Annotated in this window: 18 protein-coding genes, 1 tRNA gene and 1 pseudogene; 9 read left to right on the top strand and 11 right to left on the bottom strand. The window is 67.8% G+C overall.

Annotation, left to right across the window (positions count from 1 at the left end):
- Together QHF83_RS42920 and QHF83_RS42915 are read left to right on the top strand one after the other, a co-directional pair.
- Positions 1–313 (top strand): annotated as a pseudogene (locus QHF83_RS42920) (hypothetical protein); the annotation flags it as partial.
- Between the two features lie 36 nt (positions 314–349).
- Positions 350–1,297, top strand: coding sequence for an HNH endonuclease (locus QHF83_RS42915; RefSeq protein ID WP_282423890.1), 948 nt, complete (start codon positions 350–352; stop codon positions 1,295–1,297).
- A gap of 153 nt (positions 1,298–1,450) precedes the next feature.
- Here the strand turns inward: QHF83_RS42915 and QHF83_RS42910 are convergent, their stop codons facing one another.
- Genes QHF83_RS42910 through QHF83_RS42900 form a run of 3 tightly spaced genes read right to left on the bottom strand, consistent with a single transcriptional unit; the run spans position 1,451 to position 4,398 of the window.
- The gene (locus tag QHF83_RS42910; protein ID WP_282423889.1) at positions 1,451–2,794 is read right to left on the bottom strand and encodes a hypothetical protein; all 1,344 of its coding nucleotides are present in this window, start codon (positions 2,792–2,794) and stop codon (positions 1,451–1,453) included.
- A 15-nt stretch (positions 2,795–2,809) separates the two neighbouring features.
- Entirely contained in the window at positions 2,810–3,328 is a 519-nt protein-coding gene (locus tag QHF83_RS42905; protein ID WP_282423888.1) for a hypothetical protein, read from the bottom strand.
- A 2-nt stretch (positions 3,329–3,330) separates the two neighbouring features.
- The gene (locus QHF83_RS42900) at positions 3,331–4,398 is read right to left on the bottom strand and encodes a hypothetical protein (protein WP_282423887.1); all 1,068 of its coding nucleotides are present in this window, start codon (positions 4,396–4,398) and stop codon (positions 3,331–3,333) included.
- A gap of 1,142 nt (positions 4,399–5,540) precedes the next feature.
- Between QHF83_RS42900 and QHF83_RS42895 the strand changes: the two genes are divergently transcribed.
- Positions 5,541–6,410: a diguanylate cyclase gene (locus tag QHF83_RS42895; RefSeq protein ID WP_282423886.1), complete on the top strand. Its 870-nt coding sequence runs from the start codon at positions 5,541–5,543 to the stop codon at positions 6,408–6,410.
- A 349-nt stretch (positions 6,411–6,759) separates the two neighbouring features.
- On the top strand, positions 6,760–7,089 hold the full coding sequence (locus QHF83_RS42890) for a hypothetical protein (RefSeq protein ID WP_282423885.1): 330 nt from the start codon (positions 6,760–6,762) through the stop codon (positions 7,087–7,089).
- 116 nt (positions 7,090–7,205) lie between these two features.
- Here QHF83_RS42890 and QHF83_RS42885 read toward each other — a convergent pair whose 3' ends face one another.
- Both QHF83_RS42885 and QHF83_RS42880 read right to left on the bottom strand, forming a co-directional pair.
- The gene (locus QHF83_RS42885; RefSeq protein WP_282423884.1) at positions 7,206–8,006 is read right to left on the bottom strand and encodes a hypothetical protein; all 801 of its coding nucleotides are present in this window, start codon (positions 8,004–8,006) and stop codon (positions 7,206–7,208) included.
- 118 nt (positions 8,007–8,124) lie between these two features.
- Entirely contained in the window at positions 8,125–9,600 is a 1,476-nt protein-coding gene (locus tag QHF83_RS42880) for a virulence-associated E family protein (protein ID WP_282423883.1), read from the bottom strand.
- Positions 9,601–9,750: 150 nt separating this feature from the next.
- On the opposite strand from QHF83_RS42880, the gene QHF83_RS42875 reads away from it, so the two are divergent.
- Positions 9,751–9,912 (top strand): hypothetical protein, encoded by a 162-nt coding sequence (locus QHF83_RS42875; RefSeq protein WP_282423882.1) that lies wholly within the window; start codon positions 9,751–9,753, stop codon positions 9,910–9,912.
- 235 nt (positions 9,913–10,147) lie between these two features.
- Here QHF83_RS42875 and QHF83_RS42870 read toward each other — a convergent pair whose 3' ends face one another.
- Together QHF83_RS42870 and QHF83_RS42865 are read right to left on the bottom strand one after the other, a co-directional pair.
- Complete coding sequence (locus QHF83_RS42870; protein WP_282423881.1) at positions 10,148–10,420, bottom strand: hypothetical protein; 273 nt, start codon at positions 10,418–10,420, stop codon at positions 10,148–10,150.
- A 576-nt stretch (positions 10,421–10,996) separates the two neighbouring features.
- Positions 10,997–11,263 (bottom strand): hypothetical protein, encoded by a 267-nt coding sequence (locus QHF83_RS42865; protein WP_282423880.1) that lies wholly within the window; start codon positions 11,261–11,263, stop codon positions 10,997–10,999.
- Between the two features lie 88 nt (positions 11,264–11,351).
- Here QHF83_RS42865 and QHF83_RS42860 point away from each other — a divergent pair, with 88 nt between their 5' ends.
- Together QHF83_RS42860 and QHF83_RS42855 are read left to right on the top strand one after the other, a co-directional pair.
- Positions 11,352–12,128, top strand: a complete 777-nt coding sequence (locus QHF83_RS42860) for a hypothetical protein (protein WP_282423879.1) — start codon at positions 11,352–11,354, stop codon at positions 12,126–12,128.
- Positions 12,129–12,371: 243 nt separating this feature from the next.
- Positions 12,372–12,800 carry a hypothetical protein gene (locus QHF83_RS42855; protein ID WP_282423878.1) on the top strand — a complete coding sequence of 143 codons (429 nt, stop codon included), beginning with the start codon at positions 12,372–12,374 and terminating at the stop codon, positions 12,798–12,800.
- 608 nt (positions 12,801–13,408) lie between these two features.
- On the opposite strand, the gene QHF83_RS42850 is transcribed toward QHF83_RS42855, so the two are convergent.
- Positions 13,409–13,543 (bottom strand): hypothetical protein, encoded by a 135-nt coding sequence (locus QHF83_RS42850; protein WP_282423877.1) that lies wholly within the window; start codon positions 13,541–13,543, stop codon positions 13,409–13,411.
- A 359-nt stretch (positions 13,544–13,902) separates the two neighbouring features.
- Here QHF83_RS42850 and QHF83_RS42845 point away from each other — a divergent pair, with 359 nt between their 5' ends.
- Positions 13,903–15,309 (top strand): tyrosine-type recombinase/integrase, encoded by a 1,407-nt coding sequence (locus QHF83_RS42845; protein ID WP_282423876.1) that lies wholly within the window; start codon positions 13,903–13,905, stop codon positions 15,307–15,309.
- Between the two features lie 331 nt (positions 15,310–15,640).
- On the opposite strand, the gene QHF83_RS42840 is transcribed toward QHF83_RS42845, so the two are convergent.
- Both QHF83_RS42840 and QHF83_RS42835 read right to left on the bottom strand, forming a co-directional pair.
- Positions 15,641–15,715 (bottom strand) — tRNA-Thr (locus QHF83_RS42840).
- Positions 15,716–15,862: 147 nt separating this feature from the next.
- Positions 15,863–16,582 carry a TSUP family transporter gene (locus QHF83_RS42835; RefSeq protein ID WP_282423875.1) on the bottom strand — a complete coding sequence of 240 codons (720 nt, stop codon included), beginning with the start codon at positions 16,580–16,582 and terminating at the stop codon, positions 15,863–15,865.
- An 85-nt stretch (positions 16,583–16,667) separates the two neighbouring features.
- Between QHF83_RS42835 and QHF83_RS42830 the strand changes: the two genes are divergently transcribed.
- Positions 16,668–17,501 carry a LysR substrate-binding domain-containing protein gene (locus QHF83_RS42830; RefSeq protein ID WP_282423874.1) on the top strand — a complete coding sequence of 278 codons (834 nt, stop codon included), beginning with the start codon at positions 16,668–16,670 and terminating at the stop codon, positions 17,499–17,501.
- A gap of 4 nt (positions 17,502–17,505) precedes the next feature.
- Here QHF83_RS42830 and QHF83_RS42825 read toward each other — a convergent pair whose 3' ends face one another.
- Entirely contained in the window at positions 17,506–18,918 is a 1,413-nt protein-coding gene (locus QHF83_RS42825; protein WP_282423873.1) for a sigma 54-interacting transcriptional regulator, read from the bottom strand.
- Between the last annotated feature and the right edge of the window lie 10 nt (positions 18,919–18,928).

The following is an 18,928-nucleotide window of genomic DNA, read 5'->3' as shown; positions in this document are numbered from 1 at the left end:
CGCTCGCCGGGGTCATGGTCGAGCCGAGCGAGGCCGAGGACCAGGGCGCCTCGATGGGGAGCGCTCGCGGCCGTCCTCGCGCGTCGAGCCGCGCCGCCCGGGGGAAGAGCACGAGCACGAGCTCGCGGCCGTCCTCGCGGCGCTCGCGGCGCTCGCCGGGGTCATGGTCGAGCCGAGCGAGGCCGAGGACCAGGGCGCCTCGATGGGGAGCGCTCGCGGCCGTCCTCGCGCGTCGAGCCGCGCCGCCCGGGGGAAGAGCACGAGCACGAGCTCGCGCCGCTCGCGGCGCTCGCCGGGGTCATGGTCATGCTAGGCTAGGTCGACGGCCATCTGACGCCGAATGAGAACGATGAAGTGCATCATTTGTCTAGCCGACAATCCCCCTAAGAAACTCTCCAAAGAGCACATTTTTCCCGAAGCCGTTGGAGGAACACTGACGACGAATAGAGTGTGCAAGCCTTGTAACGATGTTCTAGGCCAAGTCGCGGACGCGCCATTAACGAATCACCCGCTCATCGGGCTTGTTCGTAACCGTCTCGGCCTCTCGGGGAAGGGAGGTTATCTGCCTAATCCACTGGAGCGAGGCACGCTACACGATGACCCGGACGTCAAAGTTAGAATCGAACAACGAAGCGGCGGGAAGCCGTATATCTACACGATACCCAGCATTAAAAAGGTCGACAACGGCGAGGGGGCGGAGCTGCATTTTTGCGTCGACGCACGCGACGCCAACAGACTCGGCGATATCATAAATAAGAGCCTTGCCCGCGAAGGTGCACCACCGCTGAACGAAGACGAAATCGCGCGGATTGCATCACGGGTCACCTGTACAGAGAACCCTACAATTAATGTGCCCTTGTCGCTCGATGTTACCCACTATCGACGAGGGATACTGAAGATCGTTTACGAACTCGCACATCTGTGGCTCGGCGATCGATACCTGGACGACCCGGCCGCGCCGGACATTCGCAATTGTATGCGGGATGCTCACATGCCTTATGAAATCGCGCGCAAGTACGCCATTCGTGGCCAGATTTCGTTTGGTTCGGAGCACTGGTCGTTGCCGTTCTGGAAGAATGAGCCGGATTCCCTTATCGGAGTCGGGCTTGCTTCACAGAACGCCGTTAGCGTATATGTGCGAATCCTTGGTGTGTTCGATGCTATGATCCCCGTCACGGAACATCGCTCTGACTACCCTCATTTTACGAATCAATTTATCCTGATTGATGCGGCAACCGGACGCAGAAGGGCTTCGACGTTCGCTGATGAAGTCAAGCGAATGGCGCACAGCGGGTGACCCGTAGGGCGGTGCCCGCGCATTCCCGCTGGCGAAGTATGCCGCGCGCCGCTTGCGATGCTACTCGTCAAGCGTAGCGGCCAGGATCACAGTCGCCTCTTGCTGGGTCCGATTGTCCAGGAAGACGGAAGGGAACCGCGAGGGGAGCGGCGCTCAATTCGGGACGAACACCCCGCGCCCGTCCCGACCTTGCCCGCGGGCGCGCGCCTCGGCCGCGTTTCGTTCGTCCTCGGCCCGCATCGCCGCGAGCCTCGAATCCGTCCCTCGCCCCTGCTTCTCCTCGTATTCGAGCGCCGTCCGATCGCCCTGCGCCACGAGGCGCGCATGATCGGCGCGGAGCATCGCCCGGGGCTTCCCGCCCGGATCGCGTAGAAGCAAGCGCGCCCGCTCCTCGCTGGTCAAGGTCCGCCCGTGGTTTCCCTCGTGCAATCGATCCGACAGGCTCCATTGCGTCGAGAGTGCTCGCATGATCGCGATATCGATCGTGTACGATTGCCGCTCGGCTTCGGTCCGCTCCTCGGCGGGTCTTCCCAGGAACCGACCGAGCATCACGGCCGCCTCGGCGAGCTTCGGAGTCACCGGCTCGAATTCGCTCCCCACCTTGCGCGCATCGACGCCGGCCTCGTGCGCCTCGGCCGCGAGCTCGCCGAGCATCCCGCGCGCCTCGCGTTCCAGCTCGCCCGCGAGCGCAAGCATGGCAACCGCGGGCGCAGCGTGCGAATACCAGCGCTCGACATCGGCGAGGGATTCGAGGACGGCACGAGCGGCGGCGCGGCGCTCCTCGGCCTCGGCCTTGATCTGCTCGGCCCGATGCGGCTCCGCCGCGAGCGCTCGCCGATCGCCCGCCTCGGCCGCGTCGAGAGCGGCGAACACCTCGGCGCGGAGGGTTCCGGCACGCGCGCGCGCCTCGCCGAACGCCTTGCGCGACATGTCGAGGATCGCCGCGAGCTTCGGCCCTGGGTGCGTCGAGACGTAGGCCGCGCTCGCCTTCTGCGCGTCCTCTTCGGCCCGCACGATGCGCGCCTCGGCCTCGGCCCGATCGGCGTCCGCGCGAGCCCCCTCGAGACGGATGCGCGCCGCCGCGAGCGCCGCGCGGGCCTTTTCGAGGGACGCGCCGGCCGCGTCATGCCGCCGCGAAAAGGACGCGAGGATCCCAGCGGCGCGCGCCTCGGCTTGCTGCGCCGCCGCGAGCGTCGATGCCGCGCGCTCGTCATCGGGAGCCGAGGCCGCAGCGTCCTCGGCCTCGTGCAGCGCCCGAAGCGCCGCTTGATGCGCGCGCTGCGCGTCCTCGTAGGGCATACGGGCCGCCGCAAGCGCCGCCCGCGCCTCGGCCTCGGCGCGCTCGCATTCGAGGACGGTCGCCTCGGCGCGCTGGACCTCGACAGAGGGCGGCGAGGGGGGAGCGGGCGGCAATGCCGGGCGAGACGGGGGCGCAGCGGGCGCGGGCGCGGAGGTCCCCCCGAGAGCGGAAAACAGACGGCCGAGAGGGTTTTTCATGGGAAACGCTTCCTTTCATCGAGCGCCGCCCGCGGGCGGCGAAACACTCATTGCGGCGGCGCGATCGGCTTCCGCGACGATGGGCGATATCGTGGGCGGAGAGAGCGCAGCGGCGGCGCGGCGGTACGCTTCCGCCAAAGCCTCGGCCGCGCGAGCGGCGAGCGCCGGATCCTTGCGCTTTGCCTTGACGAGCATCGGGGCAATGATGTTGATCGACCGATGCTCGTTTTGAATGGTCCATCCGGGCGTGCGGCACGCCGCGCCGAGGACGTGCATGACCTCGTGACAGACGGCCTCGGGCCATTGCCGTAGCTGGCGAAACGTGCGGGGCGTGCAGATCCGGATCCGTGCGGTCCGCGCAACGCGATCGGCGTCGCACAATCCCGCCATGCGTTCGCCCTTCGCCGGGTATCCCGCGCCCGCGTCGTTGCACGGGTAGCGAAGATTCTCGACGTGGCGCGCCTCGATCGTCCAGTCATCGAGGCCGAATGCCTTTTGCCAAAATGCCACCTCGGCCGCGAGGTTCGGGAGCACGGTCAACCCTCCAATGCGGTCGCGAGGCGGACCGCGGTGATCGTTCGTCCGGACGCATCGACGGGCGCGAGGCCGCTCGCGTCGTCGCCCGCCTCGGCCGCGAGCTCGCCGCGCGTGACGAGCACGAGCACGGCGGCGCGCGCTTCCTCGAGGGACATCCCGCCCACGTGGACCTCGAGGACGAGCACGGGCGCGGGGATCGGCGCAGAAGGATCCAGCGCGGCGAGGGACCGCGCCGCTGCGAGGACGGCCGCCCCTGCTTCGGAGAGCTCCGGGGCATCATCGAGGCGCGCCTCGTTCGCAGGGACCTCGGCGAGCTCGTGCACGGACGCGGGCGGCGCGTCGAGAGCGTGATCCGGATCGGCCTCGGCCGGCACATCGAGGCCGGCCTCGTGAGCCTCGCGCGTCGCGCTCGCGGCGAGCGTCGGAAGCGCCGGCCGGGCGTCGAGAGCTTCCTCGGCCTCGGCGGGCGCAGCGGCGGCGCGAGAGGATGCCGGGCGGCGAGCATCTTCGAGGCCGCGCTCGTGCTCGCCGATCGGCTCGCGCGGCTCGCGGCGAGGCGCCTCGGCCTCAGCGGGCGCGGACGGGGGACGATCGGCCGGACCGGCATCGACGGGAGCGGCGGGCGGCGCGGCTCCGTTCGTCTCGACAGACGGGCGCAGCGGGCGCGCCTCGGCGAGCACGGGCGCGACGTCGAGAGGCGGATCGGCGAGGGCAGCGGCAAGGGGGGCGCTCGTCCCGATCGAGCGGCGCGCAGCGGCCGAGGACGGGCGCCTCGGCGAGCGCGGAGGCGGGCGCGCATCGAGGCTCACGACGTTGCGGCCCGCAGGCGCCTCGGCGAGCGCGGGCGCGGAGGATGCGCGCAGCGGGATCGGCTCGCGCGGCTCGCGCGGACCGGCATCGACGGGAGAGACGCGGCGAAGGGCGCGAGGCGGCGCGGGCGGCGCGTAGCCTCGGCTGGACAGATGGCCGAGCATCGTGCGCCGGGCGTATTCGTTCCTCGCGATCCCGGCTTCCTCGGCCGCTGATTGTAGCGCCTCGGCCTCGGCCCGCGTGAGCCGAAAGGACACGAATTCCGAGGCCGGCTCACTGAAACATCGTCGGGGGCGGCCCATTGTGCACGCGGAGCATAGCAGCGCGGCGCGATTATGGCCAGAAGCGAGGAGCATCGAGGCGCGTTTTTCGCGAATAGCGTGCACGAAACGCGAGCGGCAAGGGGAACCGGCAGCGACATTCACGTGCACGATACGCATGAGATCGCAGGATTCGCCGTGTTCCCAGCGTCACCGACGATTTCGACGCGTTGGGGCTTTCGCGGGAAAGTCGCCTCCCTTGTGCCTGAAAATCCCCCTATACTGTTTAGAATGCACAGCCTCGCCAAACTGTGCAAAGCTCCTCGGCCATCGTGCGAGGAGCACGAGCGGCCGCGCGAGGGGTGTAAGCTACCTCTGATTGGCCTAGGGTTGGCCAACAGATTGGCCAGAGATTCCCCAATGGTTTCAGCGGAGTGTCCAATCGGCCAATCTGTCCAAGGGGTTCGCTCAACATCTTCCACGTGTACACGTGCGCGTATCGCGTGCGCGCCTCCCCTTCCGGCGGAAGGGTGCTGCATGTTCTCTATGTGTGCGCGTACGCTTATGCTTGGACACATTGGACACGTGTGCAGATGAGGCGGGATCGCAAGGCTTTTTGCGGTGTCCAATCTCTGGCCAATCTGCGGCCAATCTCCCAAGACTGGCCAGGGGGAGCCACGGGAAACGCCGCGTTTCCGGACCTCGAGAGCATCGAGGGGGGGGCGAGCACGAGCGCCGCGAGCACCCTGCCAACCGCACCCCCTCGCCGCTCTCCCCACGTGCGCGCAGCGGCGGCGCGGAGCACGAGCGGCGCCTCGGCGCGCGCATGGTCCCCCCAGCGCCCCGCGGACCTCGCCGAACGCCAGCGGGCCCCCATCGCCGCGAGGACGCCCGGTAGCAGCTCCCAACGGGCCCGAGGTCCCCCCGTCCCCTTCGATGCGTCCTCGGCCCCCCAGCGCCGCCCGTGAGCCGATCGGCGAGCGCCGGCCGTCGCACCCCGCGCGAGGAGCACGAGCACGCGGCCGATGTAGGGCGCCCGGCCATCGAGCACACGCAGCGGCTCCCACGCCCCCAAGGCCGCCGAAAAACAAGCGCTTCTTGCTTGCCTGCTCCCTTGTCGAACGTGGTACGATGGCATTATGAGCCGGACGGACGCGCGGATTAGGGAAATGCAATTTTTGGCACGGTTGGATCGTGGTGAGCTCGAATTTGTAGCACCGCCAGAGCGCGTCGAGGACCAGCAAATGATCATGTCATTTATTGCTGATGGTTATTGTAATGACGGCCTCGATGCACTGGAACGCTTGACGCGCTTGATGCCGCATCAGATAACAGACACGCAAGAAAGCGAGCGCTCGCGCAGTATGCTGAAAGTAATCAGGCGCGTGCCTTTGACGCTCAAAATCACCCACAAGGGCCGAGTGCGCCTTTCCGAGCTTCAGCAACAACTCCGCACTGGCCGCGGCCGAGATCCCACGGAGCTATGCGTGGCGATGCGGCACATGGAGACTGAGCTGGCGATTGCTTTGCTGTCCGCGAGCAATGAGACCCCCTTGTCGGTCGCGTACCTCGACATGAATGGGCTCAAGGCGATCAACGATAAGCACAGACACGCGGGCGGGAATAGGGCAATTAAGGCTTATCTTGAAGCCGTTATTGCGACGTTCGGCGAGCGCGGCGAAGCGTACCGTGGAGAGGGAAGCGATGAAGTCGTCGTCATCCTGCCCAATGTAGATGATGCAGCCGCCGCAAAGCTTCTCGACAATTTCGCGCGGCAGCTTGCGAAGGATCCCCTTGTGCTCGATGGGGAGGAGCTGATCCTCACGGCCTCGTGCGGGAGCGCATGCACTACGGATCCCAACCTGGACGCCAAAACCATTGGCGATCTCGCTGACAAGGCACAATACCGCGCGAAATACGAATCGAAAAAGCATGACCCACGCGTGAGTGCGATCGCGGTGGGCGCTGGCGATGTGAAGATATTCAACCCACACACGCGCGACGTCTAGGCAGCGCAGCGTATGCGAGGGGTCAGCACGCCGATCGCCCTGCCTTACCCGTCCTCGGCCGGTGCGCCTGTCACGACGCGCGAGCCGCGCCGAGGCGCCTCGATGCCCGTCCGGTCCCTCGATGGCACGTAGAGGCCGCTGCGCGCCGCCGCGGGCGATCGAGCGCTCGGCCGCGAGGGGGACGAGCGACGCGAGCGCGTGCACGTAGAGCCACGCGCGCCATGTCCGCTGCGCCCGTTGGTCTGTCCGCCCGCGCGTCGAACGCCGCGAGCCCGGACCTCGAAAGTCCAGTGCCACGCCCGCCCTTTCGACGTGACACGTCCAGCGTCGCATGTAACCATCCGCCCCCATGGCGCCAAAGAATCAACATGACCAGCAGGCCGACAAGGACCTCGCAGACCGCCGGGCGTGGCCGATCTATGAACGTGGACTCGACGCCATCAGCGATCCTGACGAAGCTCTGGCATTCGCCACCTACGGCCCGTCTAATGGGGAGCCAGGAAGTATCTTTTATCACAACCTTGGCTGCTACTTGCAGGACAATCCAATGGACCGCCCTGCAAAGTACGAGCTAAAGGCCATCCTTCGTTTCGTGCGGCGCGCCGAGGCGGCTGGACATTACAAGTCCGGGTCAGGGGACGCCTGCGAAGCATACATGCAGAAAGTCTACAATCTGTAGGCGTGGCGCACTCCCGGCCGAGCGCCCGCGTCTGTTCGCCACCCAGACGGCCGGCGTACTCGTCCCCATTGGCCTCGGCGCGCCACCCATCGAGCCCCCGCCCGGCCTTGCATTCGTCACGCGCGAGCGCTGGGATCGGCCTCGTGCTCGCCGCGCTCGCCGCGCTCGCCGCGCTCGCCGCCCGCTTCGGCCTCGCGTCCGGCCTCGTGCCCGCTGCGGTACGCTTCCCACGTCTCCCCCCACGACGCGCCTACGGGCGGCGCGAGCTCGTACACCTTTACCCCGCGAGCCGCGAGGCGCCGCGCGAGCTCGTATCCGTGAGGGCGCGGGATCGACACTTGGACACGCTTGCCCGGCGCGAAGGGGAGCCCATCGAGGGGGAGCCATTCGGGCCAGGGCACGACGTAGGCGACGGCCGCCCGCCCGCGCGCCTCGGCGTATGCGAGCAAGGCGAGCGCGTCCAGGGCATCAGGGACGAGCACCTTGCGCGCATCCCTCGCCGCTTCCGCCGGACCGATCCGAAGCAGGCCGCGAGCGCGCCGCCCGGGGGGCCATATCGTGACGGGAAAGCGTTCGTCAGGCGGTAGGAGCGAGCGCCGGGCGAAGGTGCGCTCGTGCTCGTGCTCCGCGCCCGCCTCGGCCGTCCAGGGGATCAAGAGACGATGCGCGGGCCATTGCGGGCGCATGCCGCCCGCGTCGAGACGCGCGAGCCCAGCGCCGACGAGCTCGGCCGTGGAGAGCGCACGCGCGAGGACATCGAAGGCAGGGAGCGCCGTCCACCCCGCGCGGCGCGCATGGCCGAGCAATCCAGCACGGTCGAGAGCGTGCGCAATGGGCGCAGCGTGATCGCTCTCGAGGGAACCGAGACGCGCGAGGGTGTCCAGCACGCGAGCGAAGGGCGCATCATCGAGGCGCACGCGCGGCGAGGCGGAAGCAGGCGACGAACGCGCGGGCGGCCGTCTGCCCGACGTCGAGCCCCCTTGCGACGCCGGGCGGCGCGGAGGGTTCCCATATCGGCCGTGAGGGCATATACGGTCAGTCATAGCAAAACCCATCACAATGGTCGTCCGGACGATTCGGGCCGAAATAACCGTTTGGCATGCATTCCGAATTGCTACAACAGCCATTTTTGCACGGACGACAGCTACATTCCGGCGTAATCGTGCAGCGGCACCCGTACCGGCCTCGCGGGCGCGTGTCCACGGGTCGAGACGGCGAGGCGGGAGCGGGTTCCGCCGGGTCGTTCGCGCCCGCGTCCTCGCGCGGTAGCTGCGCGCCTGCCTCGGCGCTCGCCGCGTTTTTCGCGGGTCGCTTGTAGACGGTCTCCCTGCGGCCGTCGCGGCGCTCGCGGCCGTCCCTGATCCAGCCCGCACGAGCGAGGCACGTAGCGGCCCGGACGCTCGCGCCATGGTCCATTCTGGATGCATCGAGCTTGACCGCGTGCTCCAGGATCTCTGAGATCGTGACCGCCTCGCGCGTCGGCTTTTCCAAGTAATCGTCAACGAAACCCTGCCAGGCATCGCCGAGGCGGCGCTTCTCGGCCTCGGCCGCGCACACGGCCTTTTCCTCGGCTGTCTCGGGCCACCAGCGGCGAGAATCAGGATCCGGATCCTCGTATCGCGCAAGCGCCTCGGCGAACAACAATTCGCGCTCGGCCGCGAGCGCGCCGAGGTCCGCCTCGTGCGTGCAGCGCACGGGCCAGAAACGCCGGTTTTCGTCGTCGCGGAGGTACGTCCCGAGCGCGTTCGGGTTGACCGTTCCCGCGAACACGCATTGCCTCGGCGCGGTGTCCGCCGCTTTCGCGTATGGTCGGCGGTAGTGATCCTCCTGCGTCGCGAGGAACGCCTTGACCCTGGAAACCTCGGCCTTGTGGATCCCATCGAGCTCGGCCATCTCGACGCACCAGCGCCCGCGCAGGACCTCGAAACGGTCCTTGCTCGTCCAGTCGATCGACGCGTCGGAGAACCACGTCGCGCCGAACAGGGTGCGCAGCGTCGTGCTTTTCTTGATCCCCTGGAGTCCTTCAAGGATCAACATCGTGTCGACCTTCTCCCCGGGCCGCATCGCCCGTGCCACGGCCGACACGAGAAACCAGCGCGACACGAGGCGCACGTACTGCGTATCAGGCGCGCCGAGGTGACGGATCAACCACGTCTCGAGGCGTTTTTCGCCGTCCCATCGAAGGCCGCGCAGCCAATCACGGATAGGGTGGATCCGGCGCTTTTTCGCCACAAGCTCGGCCGCTGCGTAGCACTGTGGCGGGGTCAATTCGAGCTCGTAACGGCGCACGAGCCATGCCTGTAGCTTCGTGACGTCCGTCTCCGTCCACTGCGATAGCGGCGCGCCGTCGTCGTCGTCGGGGTGCCACGGCGGCGAGTGAATGCACACGATCGCAGCGACGAATTCATCCCACGCGAAGACGCCTTGCCACGATTCGTCATGCGAAAGAATCGTGATGGCATTTGCTGTGACGTGGCGAATTTTGCGGCTGTCGCGCGTGTACGTGTACACGATGGCGGACCGCCAATCCCCCGGGGGATGGTCAGGCGCTCGCGGCTGGGATCGCTTGCGCCCGCGGGCCTTGCCTTGCGCCTCGGCGCCCTTCGACGGGCGAGGGGAGGAAGCGCGCTTGTCCTCCTCGCCAGGCGGACGGCCGCCATCATGCTCGGCCTCGGCCTCGCATGGTTCGCCGCGAGCCTCGGCCGTCCCGATCGCCGCGCCCGCCTCGGCCTTGCGCGGAAGCTCCCCAGCGTCGACAGGGCGGCCGTCGAGAGCATCGAGGGCATGCTCATCCTCGCCGGTCCCATTGCATTCGAGTTCTGATTTTGCTAGCTTCATGTCCTCTCGACCATCCGCGGCCGTCCGGGTGTCCCCCCGGGGCGGCCGTTTTTCTTGGTACACAATCCCAGCGCACACGATCGCCGCTCGCGCGAGCCATCGCAGCGCGCACCTATCCCGCCGCGCCGCCCTCCTTTCGACGCGTCCCCCTGCAATGTCATTGCGAGGGCGCGAGCGCCGCCCGGCATCGAGGCCGAGGACGCTCGCGCCTCGCGTTCGTTCAGGCGAGCGCCGCCGCGCCGCCCGGCATCGAGGCCGAGGACACTGCGCCGGCCGTGGTCGCGGTATCGTTCGCCGCGAGCCGATCGAGCGCCGCGCCGAGCTCTTCCCGGATCGCGTCCAGGTTCGCGCGGGCCCGCTCGAGAGCGATCCGCGTCTTCCTCGAGACGGGTTTTCCGCCGAGCACGTGCCCCGCGGTGATCGGGTGAAGGTCCGCCGCGCCAGCGACGAGCAGAACGCGCTGTCTATCGTTCAGTCTGTCGAGGTTTCGCATAGCTGGCCGATACTATCCACGACGCGCACGAGGCACGCAAGCCCATTTCGTGCACGTACGTGTGAGCATAATCGAGCGTCAATGCTATGCAATCGGCTGGGATCCCCGTCATGCATACCGCTCGATTGGCGAGGGTTGCCGCTCGATTGCTCGCGCGGAGGTCCGGCCGGGCGAGCGTCGGAATCTTGCTCCCCGCGGACCGGGCGGGGGACGGGCGAGCCGATCGAGCCGCGCCGCGAGCTCGTGCACGTCGAGCCGGCGCTCGTCCTTGGCCTGTTGCGCCCGCTGGGGCCTCGGCCTCGGCCCCCAGCGCCGCCCGGCGTCGCACGTCGAGCTGCACCCCGCGAGCTCTTGGCCAGGCGCTCGTCCTCGGCGAGCCGGCGCTCGTCCTCTTCGGCCTCGGCCGCGAGCTCGTGCACGTCGAGCCGGCGCTCGTCCTCGGCCCGCTGCGCCCATGGTCCGCGGTCCCTTGGCCCGGCGATCATCGAGGGCGGCGCGGAGCACGCTCGTCCTCGGCCGCGCCGCGAGTTCGTGCACGTCCACCGATCGCAAGCGCCCGGCCTCGGCCGCGAGGAGCTACGCCCGGCCGGACCTCGGCCCCCTCGCCGAAAACTTGGGGATCTCGAGGACGGACCACACGATCCCGCGCATGGCGACGGGGAAAGCGAGCACGAGTAAGCAGGGCAAGGGCGATGCGCGGCGCAAGGCCGCGAGCGCCGCAACGAAGAGCGCCGCCGCGACGAAGAGCGCCGCCGCGACGAAGAGCGCCGCCGCGACGAAGAGCGCCGCCGCGACGAAGAGCGCCGCCGCGACGAAGAGCCAAGGAACAGACCCCGTTGCCACGGCGAGCTTGGCAGCCGCACGGAGGAACGCCTCTAGCAATCGTTACGACCCTGAGAAAGACGGGCCCTTGCATAACGAGCATCCCTTGGTGCACAAGCTGCATGCGCTTTCCAAGCACTTCTATCAGCACGCAAACTATCACCTCGACGACGGCGCATTCGTTGTTCACCGAATTTTGTCTGCAATTGGACGTGCCATATCAAAAGATCAGGGCGCCGATCTGTGTGCGCCGCATGGTGTTTACAGCGCCGCCCGCAGGCTTCTCCGCGACTATGATGATCCGATGCCAGACGAAGATGAGAAAGGACATGCATTAGGGTTTGCGAGCCTGGCCGGACGGTTCAGAATTTTTCAAAATCGACTCGCCGTGCTCATTCACGGCCACAAGATTGCACTTGAGCGTTCAGAAGCCCATGCCACGATGGCGGCCACTGAAAAGCCCAAACAAGATCGCTCTAAACTGGACGTGCTCGCCCATGTGATGGCCAGGTTTCGTTATCATCCCATGGGCGTCGTGCCTATAGATCATTGGCGTAAGCCTGCCAAATTCGAGGACAACGTGCCGTTCGTCAAGTCGTGGGCCTATATCTATTTCCCGCAGATCCCATCAATCCAAGAGGCGCGACGGGATCGCGGTTGTAGCGAGAAACTTGGCGCACGGCTTGAAGCCTATCTGTGCAACCTCGACCAAATCCGGGCACGAACAATGGAAGAAAGCAGAAAAATCGGAATCGAGTGCGGTGTGAACGAAGTTGCCGCCGAGCTTGCTTTCGAGATACTTCGGGGCGAATGTAAGGTTTCGGGGATGACGGAAACTCAAATAAGCCGCTGGTTCGGATTCTACCTCAAACCCAAGCGCTCGTAGCGGCGCGTACGTTTTTTCGCCAGCGCCCGCTGGTGAATGGCCTCTTGCATGTAGCGGCCCGCACGCTTTTCCAGCAGCGCCCGCTGGAGACAGCGAGTTGATCGGGCCCGAGACCCCGCGCTAAACACTTTCGACAGTTCCGACAGCGCCGCCCCCCCGCGAGCGCTGGGATTGCGCCGTCTGGAAAGCTGCGCCTCGTGCGTAGCTTTGCAGCGCTGCGCCGTGATCCGTCGAAAGGAGACCATGAACCCGCAAGAGATCCCGCCCGACGTGCGCGAAGCCGCGTTGATCCTGCTTTCCTACTTCTTCCGCCTCGTCCGGAATGAGGCGGCAAAGCACACCAAAGGCGACGAGGGGCCGAGGTACTACGACCGGAAAACCTTCCCCTGGGGCGAACGGTCCTTCCAGCGGCTCACGGGGCAAGGGAAGCTCCGGAGCTTCAAGGCGCCCGACGGGAAGACGATCCTCGTGCTGCGGGATGAGGCTCACGCGTTCATCGAGGCGCAAGAGGGCGCGCCCCCGCGAGCGCCGCGCCCGCCTCCCTTCGCCCGCGCCGCGCCGCCCGTCGACGTGAACGCCTTATCGCCCGCCGAGGAGCACGAGCTCTTCATGGGTCGAGACCCGAAGCAGGGCCCGACCACGGAACGGAGCCCGCGCCCGCGCCGCCGCTGATTCCGCCGAGGCGCCTCGCGCGAGGTCCGGACCGTCGAGACCTCGATCGGCCTCGTGCTCGCGCGTCCTCGGCCATCGTGCGCGCCCGTGGGGGGCGGGCGCGCTGGGATTGAAGCACTCGAAAGGGAGGGGCGAGGCGCACGCGAGCGCCGCCGCTGATATGCCATGACGAACCATACACGAGCGGCGCCTCGATGCGCGCCGCCCGAACGGACCGATCCGCCCTTCGCCCGTCGAGACATCGAGGCCGAGGACGGCCGCGAGCTCGCCGCGCTTCCGAACGGGCCACGCTGCGCGGAGCATCGCGCCGCCGCGAGCCGATCGAGCCGCACGGGCGAGCGTGCGCCCGCCGAGGACGAGCACGAGGCGGACCTCGAGAGCATCACCCCGCGCCGCCGCGCCGCCGCTGCGCCGGGCGGACATGCGCGCGCCGAGGCGCGCCCGGACGAAGGGCGCGAGCGCGCCCCCCACCACGCGCGAGCCGATCGCCCGGACGAACCAAGCTCGAGAGCACCCCGACGCGGGCGCGCAGCGGGCGCGAGAAGATCGGCGAGGGGAGCGAAGCAGGGTTCGGGCGCTACCGCGACGCGGGCGCGAGCACGAGGCGCCTACGCGCCGCCGCGAGCCGATCGCACGGGCGCGCCGAGGCCGAGGCCGAACGCGAGCACGAGCCGGACCTCGAGAGCCCCCGCGAGCTCGCCGAGGTCCCCCCGCGCCGAGGCCGGCCGGCGCAGTTCTGCCACGTCCCCCCACGGGCGCGAGGACGGGCGCAGCGTGCTCGATGCGACGCCGGGCCGCTCTCCCCTCGCCGATCCCGTCACGGGCCCGCTGCGCGCCGCCGCGAGCCAACCGAGCGGCCGAGGCGGACCCTTGACGCCCGCCGGGGGGTGTGGTCGGCTGGTAGGGCAGTACAAAAAGCGGGCCCCCATGCATGCAGCTAACATGCACGGGGACCCTGAGACAAACCCCGCGGTAATCGAGGTTTGACCTATGGGCACCATACCGTCCATCTGGGCAAGATCCAGCCATTTTTCAAGCGCGGAGGTCCTGTAATATGGGCCGCCGTCGCACTGGTAACATATTGCTTGAAGGTGACCATTACGTGGCGCGCGTCCTTCTGGACGGCCGCTACGTGCGGATCCACCTCCCCCCGGGCATGTCCGAAGCTCGCGCCCGCGAGACGGCGAAGTTCTACACGGACAACCCCGACAAGGCGCGCGAACGGCTCGACCAGCAGGCGCGCGAGCGGAGCAAGGGCGCGCCCATTCCAAAGGGAGAGACATTCGCCGCGTATTTCGAGCGGTGGATAAGGGACCGCGAGGAGCGAGGATATACCAGCATCAAGAGCGACCGCTCCGCCTTTACGCTGCACGTCGTGCCGGCCATCGGAGAGAAGCCAATCGCAACGATCACGCGCGAGGATTTGGAAAGACTGGTCCAAGTCCTCGACAAGAAGATCGTCCAAGGTGAGTATTCGTGGCGCAGCGCGAAAAAGCTATGGCTTGCGGTGCACAAGCTATTCAGGGACGCATCGTCGGCGAAAAACCTCGCGCTGCGCGTCCGCAAAGACAACCCAGCGCAGGGCGTCGTGGGTCCTGACCGGGGCAATCAACGATCCAAGGTGTACCTTTTCCCGAGAGAGTTCCTGCAACTCGTGTCGTGCGAAAACGTACCGCTCGAAATGCGCCGGCTGGCGACGCTTGCCATATACCTCTACTCCCGCATATCGGAGATCCTTCGTCTGCGGTGGACCGACGTTAACCTACAGGAGGGCGTCATCTATGTCCGCCGCAGCTTCGATCGCGCTCGGAAACAGGAGAAGGGGACAAAGACCAGGCGCCCGCGGGCCTTCCGCATCGAGCCGAATCTACTTCCCCTGCTTCGCGTGCTGTACGCCGAACGTGACGAGAGCGGCCGGGTAATTCCGGTCTATGGCGAGCACATGGCGCGGCGCTTCCGCGCGGCGATGCAGACGGCCGGACTCGATCGCCCGGACCTGTACATCGCCGACGAGCTCCACAAGCGGATGACGTTTCACGATCTCCGCGCAACGGGGATCACGTGGATGGCCATGCGTGGGGACACTCCGCACGTCATCATGCAGCGCGCGGGACACCAGAACTTCAACTCGACCTTGGTCTACATCCGCGAAGGTGAAGCGCTCCGGGGCAACGCCGGCGAAGTCTTCCCACCCCTGCCTGCCTGCCTGCTCGTCCCGGCCGGCGAGGGATCCGCGGGCGGCGGGAATCTGTCGGAAAACGATCGGGGAGGCACGACCCCGACGAGTCAAGTGTCGGTAAAATCAAGCGAAAGTGAACGCGAGGCGTATTGCTCTAGACACTACGCGATCACTTCATGGCTCCGCGCAGGTGTCCCTGTCCATGTTGTCCAGCGGATGGCAGGTCACAAGCACCTGGCGACCACGCAGAAGTACGTGCACTTCATGAAGCAGGACCTCGAAGAGGCCGCCCGTAGGATCGCTAACAGAAAGCGATCGGACGCTCCCTAGCGGCTCCCAAGGGGTCACGAAGGCGCCCTCCCCGAGATCGCCTTCGATCCAGCGGAGATCCTCACGGTCAGGGCAACAGCAGGGCAACGGATGGGCAACGGGCCCAGCCGATCCCGGCGGAGTCCCACACGCGCCGTGCGTCCCTCGAAACCCTAGGTTTCAGGCACTCTTCGAAGCGTTCGGGAGGTTCCCGACGAGCCCGGCCGGTCGCCGACCGGCTTCCGGGTTTGGGCAACAGTTGGGCAACGGCCTGGAAACAGAGCCGCGACCAACCGGGGAGAGCGATCGACAACGGGCCCGCTAAGGGCCCGGAATCACTCGTGAAAACGCCTGGAGCCGCCTTCGAGATTTGAACTCGAGACCTACGGTTTACGAAACCGTTGCTCTACCGCTGAGCTAAGGCGGCGTTCCCGTCGAACGGGCGCGCAGTAAAACCATCTTCCGCGTCGCCTGTCAACGACTTTTTTCGCCCCCCCTCCAAATGCCCCCGACTGCCCGCCGAACGCCTCCCTCGACCCCCTCCTCCTCCCCTCCCCCCCTCCCCGCTGCAACCTCAGCCCTTCCCCACCCCCAGCATGCTCAGCCCCATGCACACCACCAGCGCACCCAGCTCCAGCCGCTCCGCTTTCCGCTCGTCGAGCACACGATCCCGCAGCCACAGCCCGACCACGTTGCCGCCCATCACCGCCACCGTCAGCACCGACGCTCGCACCACCGTCTCTCCCGTCATCATCCCGCCGAGCCCGTACGCCGCCACTCGCCCCGCGTGCAGCGCCACGGCCGCCGCGGCGATCGTCCCCACGAAGCGCTTGCCGGTCAGCCCCGCCGCCATGAACAGCGGCCCCACCAAGAGCCCCGCTCCTCCCGCCGTCGCGCTGATCGCCCCGATCCCCAGCCCCGCCGGCGTCATCGCCGCCGCCCGCGGCTTCCACGTGAACAGCCCGAACGCTCGCCCCAGCGCCGCTGCCGTCATCGCCACCATCAGCCATCGCAGCACGCCCTCCGGCATCCATGCCGCCATCAGCCCGCCCAGGAAGCTCCCGGGCACTGCGCCCCAGGCGAACGCTTTCGCCGCGTCCCGGTCGAACTCCTCCCGCAGGAGCCATAGCCGGTGCAGGTTGCCGAAGAGCATCGCCGGCGCCGTCGACGCCAGCGCCGCCGCCGGGCCCCACACGAGCGACAGCCCGAGCAGCAGCAGGATGCCCCCGCCGAGCCCCGCCATCGTCGTCAGTACGCCCGCAAGAACCCCGAAGACCGGGAGAAGCGCAAGCATCGCTTCACCTCCTCGATCCCAGACGTAGGGGCTCCGCCGTCATCGGACCAATCGATTGTTCGGAAGGCTGTGATAACTTCGGCTGATGCTGGATGCCCTTCGGCATTTCGTCCTCATCGCCGAACACGGGACGTTCACGAGGGCCGCGCGGCATGCGCACCTTTCGCAGCCGGCGCTCACGGCGTCCATTCAGCGGCTCGAAGAGGCGTTCGGCGCGCGGCTCCTCCATCGGGACCGCGCCGGCACGAGCCTGACCGCCGCCGGGCGTGTTCTCTTGCCGCGCGCGCTTCACATCCTCGCGGCCGTGGGTGATGCCATGCGCGCCGTGGCCGAGGTCGAGGGGCTCGAAGCCGGAGAGGTGCGGCTCGGCGCGGGCGCGACGGCGTGCACGTACCTCTTGCCGCCCACGCTCTCGGCCTTCCGGGCGACGCATCCCGGGGTGCGGTTTCGCCTTCGGGAAGCGACGACGGCCGAGGTGCTCGACGCGCTCGAGCGCGGGGAGATCGATCTCGGCGTGGTCACGCATCCGGAGGGAGAGCCCTGGATCGACGATCAGCTCATCCTCGTCGCCGCGCCGGGTCTGCCGACGGAGGGCGCTCCCTTCGTGACGTTCGGCCGGGGCTCGACGACACGCGCCCTGCTCGACCAGCATTTTCCGGATGCCGACGTCGTCATGGAGCTCGGGAGCATCGCGGCCGTGAAGGGGAACGTGCGCGCGGGGATCGGCGTCGCGCTCGTGAGTCGCTTCGCCGTCGAGCATGACCTCGCCCTCGGTCGGCTCGTCGAGGTGCCGCACCCGGCGACGCCCATCGTCAGGCCCATGCACATCGTGCATCGCGGCGAGGATCGCCTGCCTCCCGCCGCCGCCGCGCTCCGGCACCTCCTGCTCGCGCGCCGCGCTGCGCGGGCGAAGCGCTGAAGCTCTATTCGAGGGCGCCCGCGCGCCGCAACCCGTGGCGCTGGAGCAGGCGGTGCAGGTACATCCGGTCGAGCTGCGCTTTGCGCGCCGCGCGGCTCACGTTGCCTTCGGCCCAGGCGAGCAGCGCGCCCAGGTAGGCCCGCTCGAACTGGTCGATCATCGTGTCCTTCGCGGTCTTGAAGGGCACCTCGATGTCGACGGCGCCGGCGCTCGGGGCGGGCTTGTCTTGCGACGAGCTCACGCCTTCCTCCTCGTCGCGGAAGCTCGGGGCCTCCGTCTCCAGCACGACGCGGCGCTCCACGTGGTTGCGCAGCTCGCGCACGTTGCCGGGCCAGTCGTACCGCGACATCTCCGACAGCACCTCGGCCGTGAAGAGATGCGCCTTGTCCGTCGCCTCCAGCGCGGAGAGGAAGCAGTTCACGAGCAGCGGGATGTCCTCGATGCGCTCGCGCAGGGGCGGTACGCGCACCGTCACCACGCTGAGCCGGTAGTAAAGATCCTCGCGGAATCGGCCGAGGTTCACCTCGCGCTCGAGCCTGCGGTTCGTCGCGGCGACCACGCGGACGTCGACCTTGCGGGACTGGTTCTCGCCCATGCGGCGGATGTCGCGCGACGCGATCGCGCGGAGCAACTTCGGCTGCATGTCGAGCGGCAGCTCGCCGATCTCGTCGAGGAAGACCGTGCCTCCGTCGGCCGCCTCGAACGCGCCGATGCGGTTGCGATCGGCGCCCGTGAAGGCGCCACGCACATGACCGAAGAGCTCGCTCTCGATCAGATTCGGCGAGATCGCGCCGCAGTCGACGATCACGAGCGGTTTGTTCGCGCGGGGGCTTCGGCGCACGATCTCCGTGGCGATGAGCTCCTTGCCCGTGCCGCTCTCGCCCTCGATGAGCACGTTCGCGTCCGTCTTCGCGACACGCTTCAACAGGTCGAAGAGGCGGCGCATGCCGACCGAGGCGCCGAAGATCGAGCCGAAGCTCGGCGCGGCGGGCACGTCGGCCGAGGCCGTCGCGTGAAGCTCGCGCACGCGCACGATCGACTCGCCGAGCTCGATCCGGCACTCGGGCAGCGGCAAATCCGCGTCGCGGATGCGCACGCCGCCGATGCGCGAGCCGTTCAGCGAGCCCGTGTCGAGGATCCGAAAGCCCCCGACGCCGCGCGCGATCCGGCAGTGGAAGCGCGACACCATCGGGTCGGTGATCACGAGATCGTTGCTCGCGTGCGAGCCGATCCGGAAGAGCTCGCCTTCGAGCACGACGACGCGCTCGGTCGCCTTGCCTGCCTCGCGCTCCACGCAGAGCTCGATCCGCGGGATCATCACGGGGTCCGAGAACTGCGGCGTGGTCTCCGAGTTGCGTCCGAGGACGGACGCGCCGGGCGACAACGAGGGATCACTTCCGAACGGGGGCCTGTTCATTGCGCGCGCC

The sequence above is a fragment of the Polyangium sp. 15x6 genome, assembly GCF_029960785.1.
GTDB lineage: Bacteria > Myxococcota_A > Polyangia > Polyangiales > Polyangiaceae > Polyangium.
This window is presented reverse-complemented; position numbering and strand designations above follow the sequence as displayed.

Coding starts and splice junctions, on each gene's coding strand:
- QHF83_RS42915 (WP_282423890.1), top strand. CDS start 350: ATGAAGTGCATCATTTGTCTAGCCGACAATCCCCCTAAGAAACTCTCC.
- QHF83_RS42910 (WP_282423889.1), bottom strand. CDS start 2,794: ATGAAAAACCCTCTCGGCCGTCTGTTTTCCGCTCTCGGGGGGACCTCC.
- QHF83_RS42895 (WP_282423886.1), top strand. CDS start 5,541: ATGAGCCGGACGGACGCGCGGATTAGGGAAATGCAATTTTTGGCACGG.
- QHF83_RS42890 (WP_282423885.1), top strand. CDS start 6,760: ATGGCGCCAAAGAATCAACATGACCAGCAGGCCGACAAGGACCTCGCA.
- QHF83_RS42875 (WP_282423882.1), top strand. CDS start 9,751: ATGCTCGGCCTCGGCCTCGCATGGTTCGCCGCGAGCCTCGGCCGTCCC.
- QHF83_RS42870 (WP_282423881.1), bottom strand. CDS start 10,420: ATGCGAAACCTCGACAGACTGAACGATAGACAGCGCGTTCTGCTCGTC.
- QHF83_RS42855 (WP_282423878.1), top strand. CDS start 12,372: ATGAACCCGCAAGAGATCCCGCCCGACGTGCGCGAAGCCGCGTTGATC.
- QHF83_RS42835 (WP_282423875.1), bottom strand. CDS start 16,582: ATGCTTGCGCTTCTCCCGGTCTTCGGGGTTCTTGCGGGCGTACTGACG.
- QHF83_RS42830 (WP_282423874.1), top strand. CDS start 16,668: ATGCTGGATGCCCTTCGGCATTTCGTCCTCATCGCCGAACACGGGACG.
- QHF83_RS42825 (WP_282423873.1), bottom strand. CDS start 18,918: ATGAACAGGCCCCCGTTCGGAAGTGATCCCTCGTTGTCGCCCGGCGCG.